The sequence below is a fragment of the Pseudoalteromonas sp. SG45-1 genome (genome assembly GCF_014164135.1).
Taxonomy (GTDB): Bacteria; Pseudomonadota; Gammaproteobacteria; order Enterobacterales; family Alteromonadaceae; genus Pseudoalteromonas; species Pseudoalteromonas distincta.
On record NZ_JACJEP010000011.1, the window covers coordinates 102,229 to 125,298 of the forward strand.

Genomic DNA, 23,070 nt, shown 5'->3' on the forward strand with positions numbered 1-23,070 from the left:
TAGAATTTGCAATAACTATTCCAAGTTACTCAGTTAACGGTTTAATACTTGTAGGCATCGGGGATTGGCAGCTTTTTATTGAGCTTAGTTGGACGTTTACCGCGCCCTTTATTAAAGCGCTTAAGCTGAAATACATACGCTAAAACTTGCGCTACTGCGGTAAATAGCTGATCGGGTATTTGCTCTCCTACTTCAGCCGTATGATAAAGCGCTCGGGTCAACATGGGGGATTCTAATATAGGTACTTCATTCCCTATTGCTACTTTTCGAATTTGCATCGCCATTTCATCAATGCCTTTAGCAAGCACTATAGGCGCACCTGCGCGCTCCGTGTCGTATTTTAATGCTACAGAGTAGTGAGTTGGGTTGGTAACAATAACATCAGCGTCAGGAACATCTTGCATCATGCGTCTTTGTGACATTTGCCTTTGTGTTTGTCTAATACGCGCTTTTATTTGTGGATCACCTTCAGAGTTTTTATACTCATCTTTAACCTCTTGCATTGTCATTTTAAGTTGCTTATGGTGAGTATAACTTTGATAAGGCGCATCTATTGCAGCAATAATAACCAACGTACAAGAGAGAGCTAGAAACATCCATGCTAATATTTCTAACGCATGAATAATGTTATTTGGTGCAGGCTCTATACTTAAATGTAAAATCTCATCAAAGAAAGTGTTAATTAGAAATACAGCAAAGCCAGCAACTACAGAAAATTTTAAAATGGCTTTGGTTAACTCTACCGCTGCTTGGGGGCCAAACATACGCTTAAAGCCTTTAAACGGTGACATTTTACTTGCTTTGGGTGCTGCTGCTTGCCAACTAAAATTAAATCCCCCCAATAGCGTATTTCCTATAATACCTGCAAATAAAATAATAAATACAAACATTGCCATAGGAAAAATAAGCACATCAGACACGCTAGCCCAAACAGCAAACATTTTAGTGGTATCGTACGCTTCATTTCGGTTAAGACTCAGCATTCGCCCCATAATGTTATATAGGCCTTTACCAATCTCAGGACCATATAAGAGCAAAGATATAGCGGAAAAAATAAGTACAAACATAGTGCCAAGCTCTTTAGAACGCGCTACCTGCCCTTTCTTTTTCGATTCGTCTACTTTTTTCCCCGTGGGTTCTTCTGTTTTTTCTTGTCCTGAATCTTCAGCCATTAGGCTCTCCTACGGTGAACAACCAACTAAAGTGCACATTAGCTCAACCATTTTTAACCACTGAAACTCAAATTGAAGAGTAAAGTTACCTAACGTTGCCCAAATAATCGTAAGCCCTGCAACAAGTGTGAACGGAAAGCCAATTGCAAAGATATTTAATTGCGGTGCCGCACGCGTCATAATACCAAAAGAAATATTAATAACGAGCATTGCGGTAAGCGGTGCAAGTGAGAGTACCAGTGCTGTAGTAAACATCCAGCCGCCCCAAGTCACTATGTCCCAGTAATGATCTACAGACCACCATGTGCCATCAATGGGTAGCACTTGAAAGCTATGCACCACCATTTGAATCATCATTAAATGGCCGTTAAAAGCAAAAAATAACAAGGTGGCCAAAATAAGGAAAAACTGACCAACCGCTGGGACGCTTGCGCCATTAGAGGGGTCAATAACCGAAGCAAAACCTAAACCGGTTTGCATCGCAAGTATTTGCCCTGCTAACACAAAAGTATTTAATAAAAGTATAGATGCAAAACCAATAGCAACACCAATCAGCATTTGTTGAATAACGACTAAAATCATCTCAAACGAAAATAAATTAGTGAATGTAGCGGGCGGCAGAACAGGAACAACAAGAAAAGTTACAACAACTGATAACCCCATTTTTATACGCGTAGGGACATTTTTAGCCCCTAAACCAGCCATAATCATAATCATTGAGCTAATGCGTACCAGGGGCAGCAAAAAATCGCTCAACCATTGAATAACGACAGCAAAGGGGTATTCCACGTTTAACCTGCAATTTCAGGAATAAGTAATACTAGGCGAGTAAAAAAATCCATTAGTTCTTGAGTAAGCCAGTGCCCACCTACAATAAGCGCACTAATGGTAATTAATAAACGAGGTAAAAAGCTCAACGTTTGCTCATTGATTGATGTTGCCGCCTGAAATACAGCAACCACTAAACCAATAATTAAGCCTGGGACTACAATTGCAGACACCAATTTAATAACTAAAAACAGCGCGTCACTTAGAATATCAACAAAAATTTCCGGTTCCATGTTGTACTCCTATTGTTGGGTCATGTTAATGCTTTGCATACTAAGTCCCTAAACCAAAGCTTTTAGCTAGAGTCCCCATCACTAAGCTCCAACCATCAACAAGTACAAACAGCATAATTTTAAACGGTAAGGACACTATCATGGGAGAAAGCATCATCATACCCATCGCCATTAAGACCGAGGCGACCACTAAATCAACAATTAAAAATGGGATAAAAAACATAAACCCAATTATAAATGCCGTTTGCAGTTCGCTGGTTACAAAGGCCGGTATTAACACTATTAATGGCGTATCTTGTGGCGAATTTAGCTGATCGTAACCAGCAATTTTAGCAAACGTTTCTAAATCTTTTAAACGCACCTGTGAAAGCATAAATGCTTTCATTGGCTCTTTAGCAAGCTCTAAAGCCTCTACTGATGTAACCTGCTCATTTAAGTATGGCTCTATAGCTCGCTCGTTTACCTGCTGATAAATAGGCGCCATTATAAAAATACTTAAAAAAAGTGACATACCTAATAACACTTGGTTTGACGGTGTTTGCTGTAAGCCAATTGCTTGGCGCAAAATGGCGAGTACAACAATAATTCGTGTAAAAGAGGTCATCATAATTATGGCGGCCGGTATAAAACTCAGCGCCGTCATAATTGCTAAAACTTGTAACGTTACTGAGTAATCTTGTGTGCCATCAGCGTTTGTTGTAATAGTAAGGGCATCAATTCCTTCTGCACTTACATTTGGTACAAACACCATGGCAAAAATAATAAGCAGCCACTTTGTCATAGGTTTAATTCTTTTTATTTTGGTTTGATTGCGGGTTTAAAAGTTTACCAAATCGTTTAGCGAGTTCAGGCAGTTCTTTTTCACTTAATGGGGTTTCTAACTTGTGTAAATAATTAATACTGTGGGGAGTTACACCAAGTAAGTGCTGAGCATTATCTATCTCAACAACCATTAAACGCTCGCGAGAACCTAAAGGTAGACTTCTAACTACTTTAAACTCATCACTATTTGCTAAATTAGGGTTAAGCTTTTTAACAAAAAATGCCAGTACAATAATCAGTACTAGCACCATTACAAGCGACAGCACCATAGAGAGTATATCCCCAGTGGGTGTTGCCACATCTGCTTTTGAAAAAACGGTAGTCGTTAAAGCAACTAATAAGCTCATCGTAATTTTTTGATCCGCTCTACTTGGCTTATCACGTCAGTTAAGCGAATACCAAATTTGTCGTTTACTACAACTACTTCACCATGAGCGATTAAAGTACCATTAACTAGTACGTCTAGCGGCTCACCCGCAACACGGTCAAGCTCAACAACAGAGCCTTGATTAAGTTGCAGTAGGTTACGAATATTGATTTTAGAGCGCCCTACTTCCATTGAGATAGTAACGGGAATATCTAAAATAGTGTCGAGTTTTCGTTTTTCATCACCACTCATTTCGTGTTTTGAATCACTTAACTCATCAAGCTCTGCAACATGTGCTTCGCCACTATCATCTGGACCTTCGGCTTCTGCTAATGCTGCTGCCCATTCATCCATTGTGTCTTGATCATCGCTCATACTTTTAACCTTTTAATCAATTACCAGTCTAAGTCTACACCGTCAGAGAGGTGTAAATCATCTTCTAGTTCTGCTAATTCTGCATCTGAGTCAATTTTCTTGCCGCCTTTGGTAAATACATGCAGCTCAGATTTAACTGAATCAGGTCGTTTAATTTTTTCACTAATTTGAAGCGCAACATTATCGCGAGAGCGACCCATCTTGGCTCTAAATGTAGGGAGTTCCTCAACAAATACGGTTATATGCTCAGGCATTTCAACCGGAATAATATCACCTGCTTTTAATTCCATAATTTGCTTTAAGGTCAAATCAACTTCAAGTAACTGAGTCGACATATCAACCTCAACATCCATTATTTCATCGCGAAGTGCTTTGCTCCAACGTAAGTCGGTATCCTCTGTATCAGATTGAACACCCGCATCTAAAAGCTCTCGGATTGGCTCAAGCATCGAATACGGAAGTGCAATATGAAAATCGCCGCCACCGCCATCAAGCTCAATATGAAAAGAGCTAATAACCACAACCTCTGTTGGACTTACAATATTCGCCATAGCTGGGTTTACTTCTGAATCGAGATATTCAAACGATACATCCATAACAGGTGCCCATGCTTCTTTATAATCTTCAAAGATTATTTTAAGGAGCATTTGTACAATCCGGCGCTCTGTTGGGGTAAATTCTCGGCCCTCTATTTTCGCATGATAACGCCCGTCACCACCAAAAAAGTTATCTACCAAAATAAACACAAGTCGTGCTTCCATGGTAATCAGGCCAGTGCCTTTTAAAGGCCTAAAACGGACCATATTTAAACTGGTTGGAACAAATAAAGTATGAATATACTCGCCAAACTTAATCATTTGCACGCCGTTAATAGACACCTCTGCGGTGCGACGCATCATATTAAATAGGCTAATTCGCATATGACGAGCAAAGCGTTCGTTAACAATTTCCAGCGTCGGCATACGACCACGTACGATCCGATCTTGCGAAGAAAAATCGTACTGAAGCGTACTTCCCCCGCCATCTTCACCTTCGTGTATATCTTCCTCTTCAACGTCATCAACGCCATGTAATAGCGCATCAATTTCGTCTTGGGATAATAAATCGCTCACGCTAACCCCTTATTGCATCACAAAGCCGGTAAACAATACCCGCTCAATTACTTTACTGCCTTCAACATCCATTAAGGCTTTTTGTACCTTTTCAAGTGCAGAAAAACGAAGTGTTTCTTTACCAGAGCTCGTACTTAATTCATCAGCTGTTGTAGTAGAAAACACGCTTAATAGCGTCCCTTCTATTAGTGGAATATGTTTTTTGGCTGTTTCTTCATTTACTTCGCCACGTACTAATAATTGTACTTTAATTTGTACAATTCTATCGCGACTTGAGCCAGGCACGTTAAATACAAATGGGCGTGGCATAGCAACATATAAAGCACTACCAACTTCTGCTGATGAACCAGAAGCTGCAGGAGCAGCATCAGTCGACATCGCAGTCTCTTCATCTAAGGTTTCAACTGGCGCATCCGAACCTGACATAAAAAAGTAACCCGCAGCACCACCTGCAATAAGTAGTACAGCTACTATGATTATTATTAGTTTCTTTTTACTTTTACCGGTTTCTTCGATTTCTAAACTTGCTTCTTCAGCCATCATGATTCCTTTAATCGCAAAGGTACTTGCTTGTTTTAACTATTATAATAGCAGTACTTAGGCATAGTAATCTATTGATGATGAAGTTTGTTGTCGAGAACTTTGTGCAGTGATATTTGCTTGCTCGTCATTTTCATCATTAACTGACTTATTATTAGCCAAATTACCTTGGGCTCCACTCTCACTTTGCTCAGCTGTTTCACCACCTGATTGCCCATAAGAAATAGTGCTTTCACCAAGCTCTAGCCCTTGTTGCGCTAACATTTCACGTAAGCGCGGCATTGATTGTTCAAGCGCTTCTTTGGCTTGCTGGTTTTGTACAACAAAGTTTATATGTGCTTGTTCTGCATCGCTACGAATACGTATTTGCATGCTGCCCATTTCTGGAGGATCGAGGCGAATTTCTGCTTCTTTATTATTAATGCTCAACATTGAGCTAACGCGCTCTTGCAGTAATTTAGCTGCATCACTTTTAACAATATTAATTGCCTGCATTACACCTGGATCAATACTTACTTGCTTAACTTGTGATGTACTTTGTAATTGTTGAGTTTGAATTATTTGGGTATCAAGTAAGCTCTGCTCGTAACTTAATGAGTCGTATTGGCTTAATGTGCTCGTTTGCTGAGTATTTAAAGCGGCTGTAATTTGCGTAAATACTTGTGCTACGCGTCCAGGAGTTTGTTCTGCCGTTATTTTTCTAAGCCCATCTTTTTGTAACTCTTCAAATGATTTTAATAAATCATCACGCTTAGCTGAGGTTGCTACGGCTTTATTAATATCCGCGCCTTCGTTTGTAGATGCCTTTAAGCTTAACTTTTGTGGATCATATACTGTATTAGGAGTCTCTGAGGCCACAAACGTTTTTGAGTCTGATTTAGCGGTATCAGCAAGCCCAATTTCAATAGAAGCTTTTAACTCATTAACTGTTTGCTTAAGCACTGACAACTGCTCGCCTTTAGGCTGCTCTGTTTTAATATATGCGTTTAATTGCGTTAATAAACTTTGTTTTTCAGTTGTATTAAGTGAATTTATTTCTGCGCTAAAAGAGTGTTTTGTTACCGTGCTTTGCGCTTTTTCGTTATCAGTAATAAATTGTGCAAGCATTTGCTTAAGATTTGAAGTGTTACTAGTTGCGCTATTTGTTGAATCAGCGTTCTCTAATACCTTAACTTGCGCGTTAAGTTGTGAGCGCTGCTCAGGCGTTAAACTAGCAATAACGCTATTAGCTTTAATTAAGCTCGCATCTTTAGTCATTAACGTATCTATTGCTGCATTATTATCACCTTCAGTTGTGGCTAAAGGAGACTGAGTAACGCTCGCTTTGTCGGCGGGTGTTGGCAAAACTGTATTATTTTTATCAGCAGACTTATTTTGTCCTAGCTGCTCTTTAGAACTCATTAATGCAAATTCAGGTTTTTCTACTGTAGAGCCAGGGCTGTCATCTGGCTTTTTATTTATAGAATTTAATGGCCCTTCAATAGCTTCAGCAACACCACTTTTCCGATGCTTGCCTTCATTTAATGGTAAAGAGTTCAAAGGTAGTGAGCTTAAGTTATCGCTTTTTGAATCAATTAATTTAACCGTTTTAGAGTCTACATTAGTGGCAATTGGATTTTGCACTACACTCGCTGTATTCGCTTCTTCAGTCGTTACTTCATCACTTGTATTAGCAGATAAAATTACTGAGGTGGTTTCTAACTCTGCATCTTCTGATTCTATACTTTTAGTTGCATCGAACGGCTTATTAATCGAGGTGCTCATTGCTTGTGCTGAATTAATTTGATCAAGCATCTCAACAGATAAAAAAGTAACTTCGTCTGTTGTTATTTCATCTAGCTTTACGCTCAGATTTTCATTTTCTTCTGGCTGTTTATGCTTAGGTATGGCAATCGAGTTTTCGGCATCGGGATTTTTATTGCCCTTAAGCAAAGGCCCCATAGAGTTATGCGCTTCGTTTAGCTGGCTTAAAAATTCCTCGCCTAAATTTCCTTCGCCATTAGCTAAGCTATTGTCTTTAAAAGCTAACAGTGAATCTTTTTCAGAAGAAACTAAAAACGAAATATTATTCATCGCCATAAATCACCTAATACCATTACGGCAATATGCCACCGCATACCGCCAAAAGTTAAATACCACTAAGTAACAAAGCAATTAACGTGCCTGAATTACAAAGCTTTCCGACGTTGAAAAAACTGATTAGCTGAAAACTCATCTAACATTTTTTGCTCGTTTTTAGCCATTAATGCATTTGCTTTGAGTTTTTGATTCTCGATTAATTTGGCAACTGCTTTAGCTTTAATTTGCTGCTTAAGCCATAGCGTTTTACGTTGAGTAACAACTTGCTTAGCGGTATTTACTGTACTTGCTTGTTGGCGAATTGCCTCTTCAATTTTAGCTATAAAAGCATGGTACTGACCAAACCCTGCACTAGATAAACCCGACTTACCTTTTAGGTGTAACTGTTGAGAATATTCAAGTCTAAAGTTATTTAAGCCTTGCAGCTTTTGTTGATTTGCTTGCAAATTTTGATTGGCTTGTAAGTAACTCATGCGCAAATTTTCTTCTTTATCATTTTCAATTTTGAGCAATAAATCGAGTTTATTTTTAGCCATTATGCTTGTCCTAGTAACTGAGCAAGACCTTGCAGACCATCATCGTAACTAATGACATCTCGCATACCTTGTTGTAAAAATGCATTTACTCTTGGCATCATATTTATGGCTTGGTCGAGCATTTGATCGGTCCCTTTTTGATAAGCACCTAAAGTAATCATATCTTTGTTTTGTTGATACATTGAATAAACTTGCTTAAGTACACGGGCTTGTTGCATGTGTGGTTCAGAAACGACTTGAGGCATAACACGCGAAATCGATTTTTCTATATCTATAGCGGGATAGTGCCCGCTGTCGGCTAAATCACGCGATAATACAATGTGGCCATCTAAAATAGCTCGCGCTGCATCAGCAATAGGGTCTTGCATATCATCGCCTTCACTCAACACAGTAAAAAAGGCGGTAATTGAACCTTGCCCTTCACCGCCATTACCAGCACGTTCCACCAGCGCAGGTAATTTAGCAAACACCGAAGGCGGATAACCCTTTGTCGCAGGCGGCTCGCCTACAGCAAGTGCAATTTCACGTTGCGCCATTGCATAACGCGTTACCGAATCGAGTAACAATAATACGTTTAAACCCTGATCTCTAAAATACTCTGCAATAGTTACAGCGCTCTCACAGCCTTTTAAACGCATAAGCGGTGATGAATCAGCGGGCGCTGCGACAACAACTGAACGTTTGCGCCCCTCTACACCGAGTATTTCTTCAATAAATTCTTTTACTTCGCGACCACGCTCCCCCACTAAGCCAACAACAATTACATCGGCTTCGCTACCTCGGGTCATCATACCGAGAAGTACTGATTTACCCACACCAGAGCCTGCAAACAAGCCCATGCGCTGGCCTTGCCCTACTGTAATAACCGAGTTAATAGCACGCACACCTACATCCATAGGCTTAGTGATTGGTCTTCTTGAAAGCGGGTTTATAGTATTTTGTGCAAACTTTAAATGATGCTCAGCATTAATTTTACCAAGGCCATCTAGCGGTCGCCCTAAGCCATCAACCACGCGCCCTAGTAAACTCATCCCTACAGGTAAACCTAAGTTATTAACTTGAGGAATTACACGCGCACCAGGAAGTACACCAGAGATATGATCATTAGGCATTAAGTACAAAGTTTGATCGTTAAAACCGACTATTTCGGCGTCTACAAAGCCGTTCATAGTTTCTATTTTACATTGGCTACCAACGGGAGCACGTAAACCTCTAGCCTCAAGGGTAAGGCCAACAACACGCGTTAAAATACCTGCCACAGCAGGCGCTGGGGTTTTAATATGTTGTTGATATTGAGATAAGCGTTCGCTTAAAGGTGCACGTTGAGTTGACATAACACGCCAATAAAATAGTTAGATACCACTATTATGCAAAAAACTATCCAACGTTTCTTTGACACGTGTTTTAAGGCACATATCGAGTGATGATTGCGCTGTTTTAACTTCACAGCCACCGCGCTCAAGAGTGGGCTCTGCCATTAATTGCCAGTTATTATCAATAATGGTTTGTTCACCGTAACTCTCTTTTATGAGCTCTAAATCTTCGGGGTTTAAATGAATTCGTACTTTTTCTTGCTCGGCATTAAGAGAATCTATACTTTGCTTTAACGTATGTAAAATCACATCAGGCGATGTTTTTACTTCTTGATAAATAACAGCTTCCGCTAACATACTAGCAAGTTGTACTAATTGCTTTTCAGCTTGTTCATCTACTTTATCTAGCGGTGCAGTAAGTCCCTCTAAAATAGTTTTTAAACTTGTTAACTGCTCTTCAATTAATGGTTTTACGTCATCAAGGCCTTTTGTTTTACCTTGCTCTAAGCCTTCTTTGTAGCCTGCCTCTTTGCCTTCGCCAACGCCTTTTTCAAAACCGTCTATGTAGCCTTGCTCATGACCTTGCTTGAGGCCTTCTTCGTAGGCGTCTTGCCTAATGCGTTCAAGCTCAACCATAGTAAGCGCAGGCAATTCTGGTTCTTGTGGCTCATCAATTGGCATTTCTTCAGCTAATTCTTTTTTATACAGATCACTAAGCGGTGTGCCGTAAGCCGTAGAGCGATTGCCAAAGCTGCTCTCATCTGGTGCTACATCTGGAATAGCCCAGTTTTTTAATAATTCATCTGCTTCATCAGCCCGAAGTGTGCGCCCTTTGAGTTTGCTCATGGTTTACAAGAACTCCTCGCCGCCGCCGCCGCCCAGCTGAATTTCACCTGAGTCAGATAAACGACGCGCTGTTGATAAAATCTCTTTTTGCGCCGCTTCTACTTCACTTATACGAACAGGTGCCATAGCTTCTAAATCATCAGCAAGCATTTCGGCTGCACGCTTAGACATATTGCCCAGTATTTTATCTTTAAGGGCATCGTCGGTGCCTTTAATTGCTTTCATTAATACGTCTTGTTGTACTTCTCGAAGGATTGCTTGAATACCACGGTCTTCAACATCCATTAAGTTTTCAAACACAAACATTAAGTCTTGAATTTGCTGCGACATCTCTTCGTCATGCTCACGAATAGAGTCCATTAACTGCCCTTCTACATTGGTATCTAGGTAGTTCATTATATCTGCAGCTGCTTTTAAGCCACCCATTTTAGCGGCTTGTGCACCTGCTTGGCCGGCAAATTGTTTTTCCATAATTTCGTTTAGCTCTTGCAGTGCTGCTGGCTGAACTTCTTCAAGGTTTGCAATACGCATTGTTAAATCTAAACGCACTTTTTCAGGGAACTGAGCAATAATCTCAGCTGACTGTTCTGGCTCTAAATACGATAATACAATAGTTTGAATTTGCGGATGCTCATTACGAATAATGTTTGCTACCTGCTTAGAGTCCATCCATTTTAATGAATCCAAGCCTTTAGCACCTGAGCCCATAACAATTTGGTCAATAAGGCTAGCGGCTTTGTCTTCACCAAGTGCTGCTGTAAGCGCTTTTTTAATAAAGTCTTCTGACTGAAAACCAATGGTACTAAAGCTTTGAATTTGTTCTATAAACAAGTTGTGTACAGCGCTAATTTTAGCTTGAGATAAATCCTGTAGCCCAGCCATCGCCATACCCACTTTTTGCACCTGTTTAGGTTCTAAGTGTTTAAGAATTTGCGCGGCATCTTCTTCTGATAAACTCAAAAGTAATATAGCGGCTTTATCAACCCCATCTAGCTTATCAACATCAAAGGCTGGCGGGAGTTGTTTTTGTTCTTGATCAGTCATCTTCTGTTAACCACGCTTTCACTACTTGTGATGATAGTTCTGGTTCGTTAGCTACAAGGGCACGAATTGCTTTGAGTAAATCTTCGTCGCCATGTAAATCCGGTAACTGCAGTGTACCATCACTTGAGAAACCAACCGAAGCAGAATCAAAGTCTTTATTTAGCATATCAAGTGTATTGTCGCCAATATCTACGCCTGAACTTAATGCATCTTCGTCGTATTCTTCTAGTGTATCGTCTGGGTAAATTAAGCGCTTAAGCATTGGTTTTACTACTGCCATTATCAATACAATGATAACTAAGGCGCCTAGTACAAGGCGGGCTATTTTCATAAACCAGTCTTGTTCCCACAGTGGCACTTCTATTGCTAAATTTGTTGCTTCACGTACAAACGGCACTGTTACTACTTCAAGTGCATCACCACGTTGCATATCAAAACCTACACCACCTTGTAATAAGCGACGAATATTTGACAATGCCTCTACCGAGCGCGGGGCCATAGTTGTTTCGCCGTTTTCTCCCACTTTAGGGACGTAGTCAACAGCAACTGACACACTTATTCTGCGTATTACACCACTTTGCTGGCGCTTGTGAGAAATTGTTGTATCGAGTTCATAATTACGTGTTGCTTCTTTGTGGCTACGTGTTGGTGACGTAGCTGTGCCTGCGCCGCCTTGTCCTGCAACTTCAGGGATGTTTGAGTTTAGCGGTGGTTGATTTGTAAGCGCACCAGGAATACCAACAGCTAAACCACCAATGTTATTTTCTTCAAATGTGGTTTCGCTTCTAACCGCTGGTAGGTCTGGGTTATAACGCTTTTGAGTTTCCTCAACTGAGCTAAAGTCCATGCTCAAATCAACTTGAGCTGTATAGTTTGCAAGCCCAACAACCGGTATTAAAATACTGTCTATTTTTTCAAGATACTCTTGTTCGCGCTTACGTTCTAAATCGTATTCTTTACGAGAGCGTGCTGCTAATGAGCTTTGCGAACCTGAATTTAATAATCGACCATTTTGGTCAGTAACCGTAACACGTGCAGGCTCTAAGCCTTGTACTGCTGAAGCAATCATATCAACAACAGAGTCTACTTCTTCACGGTCAAGTGAGCGGCCACGTTTAAGTGTTAATACAACAGTAGCGGATGGTTTTTTCTCTCTGCGGGCAAATACGTTTTCTTTAGGGATGGCTAACAATACTTTGGCGCGAGTAATGTTATTTAGCTCTTCAATGGTGCGTGCTAATTGCTGTTCACGACCATGTTTTAAACGTTCACGCTCCAAGCGTTGGCTTACACCAAAGCCCATATCTTGCATAATTATGTCAGAGCCAGATGCAGGGCCTTGCTCTAACCCTTCGCGGGTCATTAGCAATTTAATGTTTTGGTATTCGCTTTCATCAACCGATACAACATTGCCATCTAGTTGGTATTCAATTTTTTGCGCATCTAAAAAGTCTAATGTTTGAATAAGTTCTTCTGTTTGCATTTTGCCTAACGGGCGCATATCTGGCTGACGAGCCCAAATAATAATAAAAATCGCGATAGCTAAACAAATAGCCAATGCTATAACCAATGTTACTTGGCGCAATACATCAACACCATTTAAAGCACTTAAGTAGCCTGACTTTTGTTCTTGTTGATCATCACCACCACTTTGGTCAATACCGCCACCAGCAAGTGCTAGGTCTGTAGATTGGTTAGATTGCGCCACAATAATTCTCCACTACCTAATTAAACAGGCATGTTCATGATTTCTTTATAAGCTTCAACAAGTTTATTACGAACCTGTACTGTAGCCTCAAAAGCAACTGACGATTTTTGAGAAGCAATCATCGCCTCAGCAAGGGATACACTTCGATCCCCCATCTCAACCGCTGTTACTTTTTGCGCGGCATCTTGTTGTAATCCGTGCACTGAATTTATTGCATCACTTAGCATGTCGCCAAATTGTGCTGTAGAAGTAGACTGCACCTGAGTTGGCAGTTTATTAGTTTGATTATTACGGCCGGCTTCTAAAGCCATTGATTGCATTTCTTGAAATACAGCACTGTTTTGAATTTTCATAATTTATCTCTGACACGCAGTGAACTCTTATAAGTAATAAAGCACAAAGCATGCCAAATAATTAATCATTAAAATACAATGGGTTAACTTTAATTTGTGTGAGTCAGAGTTTTGACAACCCTAAGCTCGCAGCGCAAACTTAGGGTTTATAGGAGGTTATGCAGGAAGTGAAATACCTAAATCGCGCATTTGCGCTAGTTTATAACGTAAAGTTCGTGGGCTTATACCCAACGTTTCAGCAACGTCTTTACGCTTACCTTGGCAACGTGCAAGGGTTTCTAAAATAATACGATGCTCTTTGTCTTTAAGCTCATCTTTATAGCTACCGGTATCTGCCGCTAGCAAACCTTGATTAGGCTCATCCTCAGCATGCAATTTTTCATCATAATATGCAGAGCTTAACGTGCTTTTATCAACACCTTTATCTGCATGAGCTAATTCTGTTGGCGATACGGTTTGCGCCGGTGCCAATGAAGGCTCCATAACAAAGTTATTAGATACTAAGTTTTCGATAAAAATAGCATGCTCGTTTATTGTATCGCCACTTCGCAGTATAAGTGCACGCTGTATAACGTTATCAAGTTCGCGCACATTACCAGGCCACGCGTGAGCCAGTAACTTTTGCTCGGCAGCTTTATCTAAATACGCCATAGGCTCCTTGCTTTTACTTATATGACGCTCAATTAAATGCTTAGCCAATACAATAATATCGCCAGGGCGTTGGCACAATGGACGCCACATAAGTGGAAAAACATTAAGCCTGTAATATAAATCTTCTCTAAACTGATTTTCAGACACGGCTTCTTTTAAATCACGATTACTGGTTGCCAAAATACGTACATCGAGCTGAATTGTTTTACGCCCCCCTAAACGCTCTACTTCACGTTCTTGCAGTACGCGTAAAAGTTTAGCTTGTAGTCCTAAGTCCATTTCAGTAATTTCATCAAGTAAAATAGTACCGCCTTGTGCTTGCTCAAACTTACCCGGACATGCTTGAATCGCCCCCGTAAAAGCCCCTTTTTCGTAACCAAATAACGTGGCTTCGAGCATATTTTCAGGAATAGCCGCGCAGTTAATCGCTACAAATGGCTCATTACATCGGCTCGACTTATCATGAATATAACGCGCAAGTACTTCCTTACCCGAACCACTTGGGCCAAGTACCATTACACTTGCATCAGAGCGTGCTACTTTACTTGCAAGCTCCAATAATTGAATACTAGTTGGATCAGCAACAACGGGGCCGTCGGTTTCTTTTGCTTTTTCAGGCAAATAACGGCTCACCATATTTAACAGCACTTCAGGTGCAAATGGTTTTGCCATGTAGTCAATTGCACCTAGGCGCATGGCCTCTACCGCATCGTCAATTGTGGCATACGCCGTCATCATCAATACAGGTAAATCAGGGTGGTTTAATTTAATACTGCGTAGTAAATCAAGTCCACTCATTGCGCCCATTTGCACGTCGCTTACAACAAGCGAAAATTGATCTTTTTTAAGCAGTAACATTGCTTGCTCAGCACTGCTCGCTGCAACACATTCAATACCCGACATTTCAAGGGTATCTATTAAGGCTTCACGAAGCCCTGCGTCATCTTCGACAACTAAAATAGTGTTACTCATAATGACCCCTCTAATTTAGATGTTGCCTTAATAGGCAGTAACAAGCTAAAGCAGGCACCACCATGCGTATTATTAGTCACATCAACACGGCCTTGGTGCGCACTAGCCACCGAACTCACTACAGCAAGCCCTAAACCTGTGCCCTGACTTTTTGTAGTAAAAAATGGTTCAAAAATTTTATCGCTTTGGCTTAAATCAACACCTGGGCCATTGTCGCTCACACTAATACGAACCATATCTAAATCTTTTAAATCTCTTTGTGCGCTAATTTTTACTTTTGCGCCACCGCCAATAACTTGAATACTATTGTGCACTAGATTTTGAATAGCACTGGCCAATGCCGTTTTATTACCAACTATTTGTATATCGGGTTCTGGTAAGCTTACATCTAGCTCACTTTCATTAAGTGCGACCATCGCATCAGCACCTGCTTTAACTTCGGTTAAAAGCTGCTGCATTGAAACTTGCTCAACAACTTGCTGATCGCCACTTTTAGCAAATAACAGCATGTCGTTTACTTGAGTTTCTAAATCTTTTAAACGCGACATTAACTTTGTTTGAAAATTATCGCGAGATGCTTCGGGTAAGCGCTTTGACCCTAAATTAGCAGCATAAAGCATAGCGGCTGAGAGCGGCGTACGGACTTGATGCGCTAATGATGCAACCATTTTGCCCAGCGCGCTTAATCGCTGCATATGTGCAACACGTTTTTGTAAGCGGCGAGTTTCGGTTAAATCCGTCATTAAAATAAGTTGCCCAGGCTCTGGTGCTAAAGCAGTAATATCAAGTTTTATTAGGCGTCCGTCTTTTAAAGACACTTCATGGCCATCATCTTGATGTGGCCTAAAAGAGCGCTGAATAACATTAAACCAGCGTTCGCCTTCAAGTGGCTCGCCAAGCATATCAATCGCTATTTGATTCGCTTTTGCAATCAACCCTTTGCCATCAAGTACAACCACGCCTGCTGGCATGGTATCAACCAAATGCGAAAGCCAACTTGCTTGCTTGCGCAGATCGCTTAATTCACCAATGTACTCCTCTTGAAGTAAACATGGGTTATACTGATTTGCAGAAAAAAACTGTGGTTTTAGCACGCTAGCAAGGGCCATAATCAAATCTCGAATTGATGTAGATACATGTCTAAATGCACGATTTATACCAAAATTTATTTACATACTTATCATTAAGTTACATCAATAATTTGAGCGACATAAAAATGACGCACACAAAAAGGAATAATAATGAGTGAGCAAAAAAAGTGCCGTTGCCCGTGGCTCGACACCACTAAACCCGACTACGTTATTTACCATGATGAAGAATGGGGCGTCCCTCTTTATGATGATACAAAGCTGTTTGAATTTATCACTCTTGAATCAGCGCAAGCCGGCTTAAGCTGGTACACAATTTTAAAAAAGCGCAGCGGTTATAAAAAAGCATTTGCTAATTTTGATGTAGATAAAGTGGCACAACTCACACAAGATGACATTGAGAGATTAATGCTTGATGAGGGTATTGTGCGCAATCGCTTAAAAATTGCGGCAACTGTTAACAACGCAAAGTGCTTTATAGAAATACAAAAAGAATTTGGAAGTTTTAGTAACTACCAATGGCAGTTTGTCGATAATAAACCGATTATAAGTAATTTAAATAACGCTGAGGACTACCCAGCAATTACAGAGGCATCAACTGCATTTGCTAAAGATTTAAAAAAACGGGGTTTTAAGTTTTTAGGCCCTACAACGGTTTACGCTCATATGCAGGCCTGCGGTATGGTTAACGATCACAGTAATGATTGTTTTAGGAAAGAAGAAATTATTAAGACTTTTAGTGAGTAAGTGATTTATAACCATAAAAGTGATTAGTTCACAAAGAGGTTAAGAGACGCTGCGCTTTAGAGAAGTAAAGCGTAAATTGACTATAGTTTCTCATTTACCTTCGTTTTTCTCTTTGTGAAATAACGTTTTATTTAAATGATTAAAAGTCTTGTTTTTCACGCGAGCAAGCTCGGCGTAACAAAAAAAGTAAAAACCGTGTAGGTGCGAATTTACTTCGCGCTCTTGCTCATATTTTTTAAGTAAAGTGCGGTATAAAACCGCACCTACAAAACGAGGGGTTATTTATCTACTGTGTTTGGCCAATTTATAACTAAGCACTGACAGCTGCTTTTAAACCTTAATCTCGTGAAAGATTATACTTTTTCATTTTCTCAACGAGTGTTGTTCTGCGAACCCCTAATATCTCTGCAGCGCGAGCTACAACGTAATCATAGCGCTCTAACGCTTGGGTAATTAAGCTTATTTCAAGTTCGGCTAAATAATCTTTAAGTTCAATACCATCATCAGGTAATAGCCCACTACCCGTTTGGCTAAACTCAGCGTCAGGCTCACTTTCGTAATCACTAAAGCCTGTACTAAATATGTCGTTAAAGGCGTCTTTTTCCATTAACTCTTCAGGGTATTCTGGCTCGTAGGCTTCAACTTCAATGTAACGATATTTGTTAGGTAAATCAGGAATATCGACCACTTTGTCAGGGAACATAATAACCATACGCTCCACCAAATTAGCAAGCTCACGAATATTACCAGGCCAAGCATGTTCTTTTAAGCTCTCAACTGCGCGCTCGGTAAACTTAGCGGTAGAACCAGTCTGGTCGTTAACACGGCGCATTAACTCTTTTAAAAGCAGCGGAATATCATCAGCTCGTTCACTCAGCGATGGGTTTTCGATAGGGAATACATTTAAGCGGTAATATAAATCTTCCCTAAAACTACCCTCTTCAATCATTGTTTCAAGATTACGATGCGTGGCCGCAATAACGCGTACATCAGCTTGGATTGCCTTTGTACCACCAACACGTTCATAGCTGCGTTCTTGCAATACTCGCAGCAACTTAACTTGCATTTGCAGTGGCATATCGCCTATTTCATCTAAAAATAGCGTCCCACCTTGAGCTAGTTCAAAGCGCCCTTTACGAGCCGATATAGCACCAGTAAACGCGCCTTTTTCGTGGCCAAAGAGTTCACTTTCGAGCAGCTCAGCCGGAATAGCACCACAGTTTACAGGTACAAACGGTCCATTAATACGCTTTGAAAGCAAGTGTACATTACGGGCAACCACTTCTTTACCTGTGCCTGATTCGCCTAAAATTAAAACATTAGCGTCGGTTTTTGCCACTTGTTCAATTAAAAAGCGAACATCTTTTACGGCTTCTGTTTCACCAACAAGTCCGTCAAAAGTTTTATGTGGTTTAGAATGCTTATGCTCATTTGGCAACATGCGCTGATACTGCTGGCAATCGTGAAGTAACTGCGTTGTCACTTCGTGATTAAATGGCTCGCAAATAAGCCCCACCACATTAGCTATACTTAATAGTGGTTTTAGCGTTTCGCCAATTAATAAAAAGGGTAATGTTGGATAGCGTTTAATTAAGCTTTCGTGGTCAAGTGATTGCAACGCTCCTAAAATAATCATGCATTCTTGCTGCTGATATTTTTTGCATTCTTGTTCAAAGCAGTCTTCGCTTAATAGTTGTACAGCTTCACCAATAAAGCCAAGTGAAGCATTTAATCCTATTGCGCGGTTGTTATTATTATCTAAAATCAAGATCATTTTTAGCGAGCCGTACTTTCACTAATTTGTATAATTAGTTAAATTGTAAGCCAGTTCAGTATGGATGCAAGTGATAGCGGCAGTTTTTTGACATAAACGCCAAAAAACGGACGGATTGGTTAACTTAATAATACTTAATTATTAATCATTAAATATTATTAAGTTAGAGTAAACTCAAAATAGACTCAGCAGATTGATTAGCTTGTCCACGAAGAGCAATAGATGCATTCGTCAAAATATCGTTTGAGACTTGTTGTGAAATTGCTTGCGCATAATCGGTATCTTGAATTCGACTTTTACTTGCAGCAATATTTTCCTGCTGCGTCCCTGAACCTTTAATGGTACTTGCCAACGTATTTTGAAATGCACCTAACTCAGCACGCTGTGTATTTATTTCATCACTTGCTTGCTTACTTATATCAATAGCAACCTGCGCACCCATTTGAGTTGAGATATCAATGGTAGATAGAGCAGTAGCAATACCGCCATCAAATTGCTTTAGTGTTTGATTGATATTAGCATCTGGCCCTATTTGAAATGAAACGGCCTCACCATCAAACAAAGGCTTACCTGCAAAGTTAGCATTTTCAAACGTTTCGTTAATCTGACCTTGTAGCTGCACAACCTCTTCTTGCAACGCGCCACGATAATTATCAGTCAGTGCACCATTACCCGCTTGAATTGATAACTCTTGAATGCGCGAGACCGCATCATTCACACCACTCAAATTAGCTTCACTCACTTGAGAATATGAAATTCCGTCATACGTATTATTAACAGCTTGGCTAAAGCCATTTTGTTGTGAAGTAAGTCTATCAATAATTTGCAATGCGGCAGCATCATCTGCTGCGGTATTTACTTTTTTACCTGTTGCTAACTGCTCTGCAAGTTTGTTAGTAGGTTGGTTTAGAAGTAAGTTTGAGTCATTAATTTTCATATATAACTCCTAATAGTGATTTTTCAGAGTTAAGTATAGTCTACTTATACAACAGTCCAGCCCCCATCCAAAAATAAGCTTTGCCCTGTCATATAATTTGAAAGTTCTGAGCTAAGGTAAGCAATCGCGCCTTTTACATCTTCTTCAGTTGCCATTCTTTCTAATGGGACTTTAGCATTATACTTTTTTAAAAAACTCTCTGGCTGACCACGCTCAATACCACCTAGCACTATATTATTAACTCTTATATGAGGAGCAACTGAAGGCGCCATCCAACGTGTTAATTGCATTAAACCCGCTTTACTTGCAGCATATGCCGCAGGATTCCCCATATTTGTACCTTCATATAAATCCATTTGCGGGCCAACAACTCCATAAATAGAAGCAATATTAATGATACTCCGACTGCCGAATTCTTGTTTTTTCATTAACTCATAAGCAAGCTGGCTCAATAAAAATGGCGCAGAAAGATTAACATTTAAACAATCATTAAACGTATCTATTGATTGCTTTTCAAAAGGAACACACCAACCCGTTAACTCATCTGTTCCAACAAATGCAGCATTATTTATAAGGATATTAAGCTTACCATCTGCAATTTTAGCAACATTCTGCATCGCTTTAACGATGGCTTGCTTATCAGCTAAATCGCAAACCAAAGTGTGGACTCTTGAGCTGTTGTTATAGGTCTCTTGGTGAATTTTATGCAAACATTTTTCATTTCGATCTAATAAAATGACATGCGCCCCCAATTCCAACAACGTATCCGCCGCGGCTTGCCCTACATGCCCACTTCCACCAGTGATCAAGGCCCAATAACCTTGGAGGTTTTGTAATTGTGCTATGGTTCTCATAGTTGCTCCATTTTTTGCACAAGTAACTGCGCGAAATCAAAGTCTATTTGCGTATCGATATCTACAGCTCTTTCTTTAGGTACACATACGCTGGTCACTTTCCCCGTCATTACCCCGTTACCTTGGCGAATAAATGCAGGAGTTGTAACATAAGCGACCGTTGTAATATCAAAGACTTTGGGGGCATCTTGGCGCCTTGATACTTGTTCATCAGTTTTGTTCACCAACTCAACGAGGTCATCTGCTGTGTGTTTGATCATATTAAAAAATGGGCTTCGATCAGATGGTGTTACTGTGATACAAATATCAGCAAATGTTGATTTTAATTTATCAATGGCAGCCTCAACATCAGTCTCACTTCTCAAAGGACTCGTTGCAGGCAAGCTAATAAAATAATCAAATTTGCCATATTTCTTCTCTACCCACTCAACAGCATGTTGCCACGATAGCCACTCTGCGGATGTATCAGATGCTAACTCTTCAGGCCTGTAGATAACTTCTGCGCCTGCAGACTTTGCAACATGGGCAATTTCGCTATCGTCTGTAGAAACAAATATACGGTCGATGATTGGCACCGCCTTCGCGGTATCAATCGACCAGTTTAATAACGGTTTCCCAGCAAGTGGTAAAATATTTTTTCTTGGCAACCCTTTTGAGCCACCTCTTGCAAAAATAAAAGCATAATGACTCATCATGTACTCTTTTTAATGATATCTATTAGTTTTAAAGTATCAGCCGCTTGTGCTAAATCTATTGTGTTATGTTCTTTACCTAAACACAGATTTTCAAAATCTTTAATTAAGTCTAGGTACATATCATTGGCTTGCCAGTCTGTAAACTCTATGCATTGATGTTGTTGATGATTTAAATAAACGTCAACTTTACTTTTCAATAAATCCCAATGAATCCGTCCATTGGCCCCTTTAACTGTGCAATACCGCTGTACTTGGTGCTGCAGAAAATCAAGATGCACATACACCTGAGCACCACTTTTAGTACTAAAAACAACATCCACCAAATCTTCAACGTCTAAGTTCAATTCTTTAGAACTTCGTAAAGCCGCGTGCTCCACACTGAGTGGACCGAATAACCACTGGGCATAGTCAAATTCATGACTTAACTCTAATAATGCGCCGCCACCAAGATGTTGTTGTGCCGATACAGAATCACGGTAATCGATAGTTTGACGCCAATCTGGCAAGTATTGGCCGACCTCAATGCTTATATTATAAATTTCCCCAAGAACATTCTTATTAATTAGTTCTTGCATTTTATTTGCAGCCGGCATGTACCTTAGGCAGTAGCCGACTGCGGTGGGTGTTAAAGTTTGCTGACTTAATTTAAGCAAGGATTCAGCTTCGAGAAAGTTGATACATAAGGGCTTTTCAATCAGACAAGGTATTCCTGCCTGCATAAGCGTCTTAGCATGCTGTAGATGTAAGCTCGCTGGCGAAGCAATAATCACAAAGTAAGGCTTTAATTTTATTAGCTCTGCTATCCCTGACACAATCAAATCGGCATTATCAGGTAATTCGGTCAGTCCATTCCCTCTTGCAGAGAGCGCAATCACATTTGACTCAGGGTAAAGTAATTTAAGGTTCTTACGGTGGCGTTGAGAAATGCTGCCAAGCCCAATTACGCCAAAGCTTAGCATTAACTCATGCCCAAACTACAAATATCAACTTGCGCACGATTAAAATCATCCATGCGGCCAATATCAAGCCAGTACTCATGAATAGGAAACATTAACACATCTTTTTGTAGTGCGATTTGCTGCTCTAAAATTGTTGGCATATCAATATTTAAATCGCGCGGCACTGCGTTAACAACACTTGGCGATAACACATAAATTCCCGCATTAACAAAAAATCGTTGAATTGGCTTTTCTACCATCTCAGTGATACGGTTTCCTTCACCGCTGATCACACCATACGGTATTTGATATTCGTATTCTCGTACACATATTGTTGCGTCAGCACTGTTATCACAATGAAATTCTAACAAGCGTGTAAAATCAACTTTAGTAAGTACGTCCCCATTCATCAAAATCAATGGCAGCTCTTGGGATACGTCATTAGGTAATAAACCCAATGCACCACCTGTACCTAGCGGTTTGTCCTCATGAATATATTCAATAGTTACTCCCCACTTGCTGCCATCACCAAAATGATTCAAAATTAACTCTGGCATATAGTGAGTCGATATATAAAAATTTCTAAAGCCTGCTTTCACAAAGCTATTCAGAACAGTTTCCAGTATTGGTTTGTTACCAATTTCCAGCATCGGTTTTGGGCAATTATCGGTCAATGGCCGTAAACGAGTACCAAAACCACCTGCCATTAAAAATACCGGGTTGTCGTATTTTGGTTTACTCAGAAAGTGCTTGAGCATTTCTAAGCCAACCACTTTGCCTTTATCGAGCAATGGGACGGATAGAATGCTCTTACGCTCCATCAGCTCAATTAATTGATCTTTTGAGGTGCCTCTTTGCGCAGTAATTGGGGATAAGTTCATTATTTCTGATAATACGACCTCAAGGCCGAGGTTTTTCAACAGTGCACGTCGGATGTCACCATCTGTAACAACACCTAATAAATGATTTTCTTCATCAACAACAAGCACTACTTGTGATGCCTGTTCATTAATAACTTCCAGTGCGTCACGAAGGGTTCGCGTTGGTGCCATTAAGATATCTTGCCATATAAACTTCATCAGTAAT

At 40.2% G+C, this 23,070-nt stretch carries 24 protein-coding genes; 1 reads left to right on the plus strand and 23 read right to left on the minus strand.

Annotation, left to right across the window (positions count from 1 at the left end):
* Positions 1-41 precede the first annotated feature (41 nt).
* The 17 genes from flhB to H5117_RS11460 form a co-directional block, all read right to left on the minus strand.
* On the minus strand, positions 42-1,172 hold the full coding sequence (gene flhB, locus H5117_RS11380) for a flagellar biosynthesis protein FlhB (protein WP_182737879.1): 1,131 nt from the start codon (positions 1,170-1,172) through the stop codon (positions 42-44).
* A 9-nt stretch (positions 1,173-1,181) separates the two neighbouring features.
* Entirely contained in the window at positions 1,182-1,961 is a 780-nt protein-coding gene (gene fliR / locus H5117_RS11385) for a flagellar biosynthetic protein FliR (RefSeq protein WP_002959323.1), read from the minus strand.
* A gap of 2 nt (positions 1,962-1,963) precedes the next feature.
* A complete protein-coding gene (gene fliQ / locus H5117_RS11390; protein ID WP_002959325.1) occupies positions 1,964-2,233 on the minus strand; it encodes a flagellar biosynthesis protein FliQ in 270 nt (89 codons plus the stop codon).
* Positions 2,234-2,273: 40 nt separating this feature from the next.
* Positions 2,274-3,014 carry a flagellar type III secretion system pore protein FliP gene (gene fliP, locus H5117_RS11395; protein WP_002959327.1) on the minus strand — a complete coding sequence of 247 codons (741 nt, stop codon included), beginning with the start codon at positions 3,012-3,014 and terminating at the stop codon, positions 2,274-2,276.
* A gap of 4 nt (positions 3,015-3,018) precedes the next feature.
* Positions 3,019-3,402: a flagellar biosynthetic protein FliO gene (gene fliO / locus H5117_RS11400; protein WP_002959331.1), complete on the minus strand. Its 384-nt coding sequence runs from the start codon at positions 3,400-3,402 to the stop codon at positions 3,019-3,021.
* A complete protein-coding gene (gene fliN, locus H5117_RS11405) occupies positions 3,399-3,797 on the minus strand; it encodes a flagellar motor switch protein FliN (protein ID WP_002959332.1) in 399 nt (132 codons plus the stop codon). Before fliN ends, fliO begins: the two co-directional genes overlap by 4 nt.
* A gap of 20 nt (positions 3,798-3,817) precedes the next feature.
* On the minus strand, positions 3,818-4,909 hold the full coding sequence (fliM, locus tag H5117_RS11410) for a flagellar motor switch protein FliM (RefSeq protein ID WP_002959334.1): 1,092 nt from the start codon (positions 4,907-4,909) through the stop codon (positions 3,818-3,820).
* A 9-nt stretch (positions 4,910-4,918) separates the two neighbouring features.
* The gene (gene fliL, locus H5117_RS11415; RefSeq protein WP_002959335.1) at positions 4,919-5,449 is read right to left on the minus strand and encodes a flagellar basal body-associated protein FliL; all 531 of its coding nucleotides are present in this window, start codon (positions 5,447-5,449) and stop codon (positions 4,919-4,921) included.
* A gap of 57 nt (positions 5,450-5,506) precedes the next feature.
* Positions 5,507-7,528, minus strand: a complete 2,022-nt coding sequence (locus H5117_RS11420) for a flagellar hook-length control protein FliK (RefSeq protein ID WP_182737882.1) — start codon at positions 7,526-7,528, stop codon at positions 5,507-5,509.
* An 89-nt stretch (positions 7,529-7,617) separates the two neighbouring features.
* Entirely contained in the window at positions 7,618-8,064 is a 447-nt protein-coding gene (gene fliJ / locus H5117_RS11425) for a flagellar export protein FliJ (RefSeq protein ID WP_002959337.1), read from the minus strand.
* Complete coding sequence (fliI, locus tag H5117_RS11430; RefSeq protein WP_002959338.1) at positions 8,064-9,398, minus strand: flagellar protein export ATPase FliI; 1,335 nt, start codon at positions 9,396-9,398, stop codon at positions 8,064-8,066. Before fliI ends, fliJ begins: the two co-directional genes overlap by 1 nt.
* 18 nt (positions 9,399-9,416) lie before the next feature.
* Positions 9,417-10,223, minus strand: a complete 807-nt coding sequence (gene fliH / locus H5117_RS11435) for a flagellar assembly protein FliH (protein ID WP_182737884.1) — start codon at positions 10,221-10,223, stop codon at positions 9,417-9,419.
* Positions 10,224-10,226: 3 nt separating this feature from the next.
* The gene (gene fliG, locus H5117_RS11440) at positions 10,227-11,267 is read right to left on the minus strand and encodes a flagellar motor switch protein FliG (protein ID WP_007581881.1); all 1,041 of its coding nucleotides are present in this window, start codon (positions 11,265-11,267) and stop codon (positions 10,227-10,229) included.
* Complete coding sequence (gene fliF, locus H5117_RS11445) at positions 11,260-12,975, minus strand: flagellar basal-body MS-ring/collar protein FliF (RefSeq protein ID WP_039484629.1); 1,716 nt, start codon at positions 12,973-12,975, stop codon at positions 11,260-11,262. The genes fliG and fliF overlap by 8 nt, the downstream gene beginning before the upstream one ends.
* 20 nt (positions 12,976-12,995) lie before the next feature.
* Complete coding sequence (gene fliE / locus H5117_RS11450) at positions 12,996-13,328, minus strand: flagellar hook-basal body complex protein FliE (RefSeq protein ID WP_039484631.1); 333 nt, start codon at positions 13,326-13,328, stop codon at positions 12,996-12,998.
* Between the two features lie 156 nt (positions 13,329-13,484).
* The gene (locus H5117_RS11455; protein ID WP_182695477.1) at positions 13,485-14,951 is read right to left on the minus strand and encodes a sigma-54 dependent transcriptional regulator; all 1,467 of its coding nucleotides are present in this window, start codon (positions 14,949-14,951) and stop codon (positions 13,485-13,487) included.
* Positions 14,948-16,060, minus strand: a complete 1,113-nt coding sequence (locus tag H5117_RS11460; protein ID WP_008168789.1) for a PAS domain-containing sensor histidine kinase — start codon at positions 16,058-16,060, stop codon at positions 14,948-14,950. Before H5117_RS11460 ends, H5117_RS11455 begins: the two co-directional genes overlap by 4 nt.
* A 132-nt stretch (positions 16,061-16,192) precedes the next feature.
* Here H5117_RS11460 and H5117_RS11465 point away from each other — a divergent pair, with 132 nt between their 5' ends.
* Complete coding sequence (locus tag H5117_RS11465) at positions 16,193-16,786, plus strand: DNA-3-methyladenine glycosylase I (RefSeq protein ID WP_182695479.1); 594 nt, start codon at positions 16,193-16,195, stop codon at positions 16,784-16,786.
* A 337-nt stretch (positions 16,787-17,123) separates the two neighbouring features.
* Here the strand turns inward: H5117_RS11465 and H5117_RS11470 are convergent, their stop codons facing one another.
* The 6 genes from H5117_RS11470 to H5117_RS11495 form a co-directional block, all read right to left on the minus strand.
* Positions 17,124-18,560, minus strand: coding sequence for a sigma-54-dependent Fis family transcriptional regulator (locus H5117_RS11470; RefSeq protein WP_182682706.1), 1,437 nt, complete (start codon positions 18,558-18,560; stop codon positions 17,124-17,126).
* Between the two features lie 163 nt (positions 18,561-18,723).
* Positions 18,724-19,497, minus strand: a complete 774-nt coding sequence (locus H5117_RS11475; RefSeq protein WP_182737886.1) for a flagellin — start codon at positions 19,495-19,497, stop codon at positions 18,724-18,726.
* 44 nt (positions 19,498-19,541) lie between these two features.
* Positions 19,542-20,351, minus strand: a complete 810-nt coding sequence (locus tag H5117_RS11480; RefSeq protein ID WP_182737889.1) for an SDR family oxidoreductase — start codon at positions 20,349-20,351, stop codon at positions 19,542-19,544.
* On the minus strand, positions 20,348-21,043 hold the full coding sequence (locus H5117_RS11485; protein WP_182737891.1) for a cytidylyltransferase domain-containing protein: 696 nt from the start codon (positions 21,041-21,043) through the stop codon (positions 20,348-20,350). The genes H5117_RS11480 and H5117_RS11485 overlap by 4 nt, the downstream gene beginning before the upstream one ends.
* On the minus strand, positions 21,043-22,005 hold the full coding sequence (locus H5117_RS11490; RefSeq protein WP_182737893.1) for a Gfo/Idh/MocA family protein: 963 nt from the start codon (positions 22,003-22,005) through the stop codon (positions 21,043-21,045). Before H5117_RS11490 ends, H5117_RS11485 begins: the two co-directional genes overlap by 1 nt.
* Positions 22,005-23,063 (minus strand): nucleotidyltransferase family protein, encoded by a 1,059-nt coding sequence (locus tag H5117_RS11495; RefSeq protein ID WP_182737895.1) that lies wholly within the window; start codon positions 23,061-23,063, stop codon positions 22,005-22,007. Before H5117_RS11495 ends, H5117_RS11490 begins: the two co-directional genes overlap by 1 nt.
* Between the last annotated feature and the right edge of the window lie 7 nt (positions 23,064-23,070).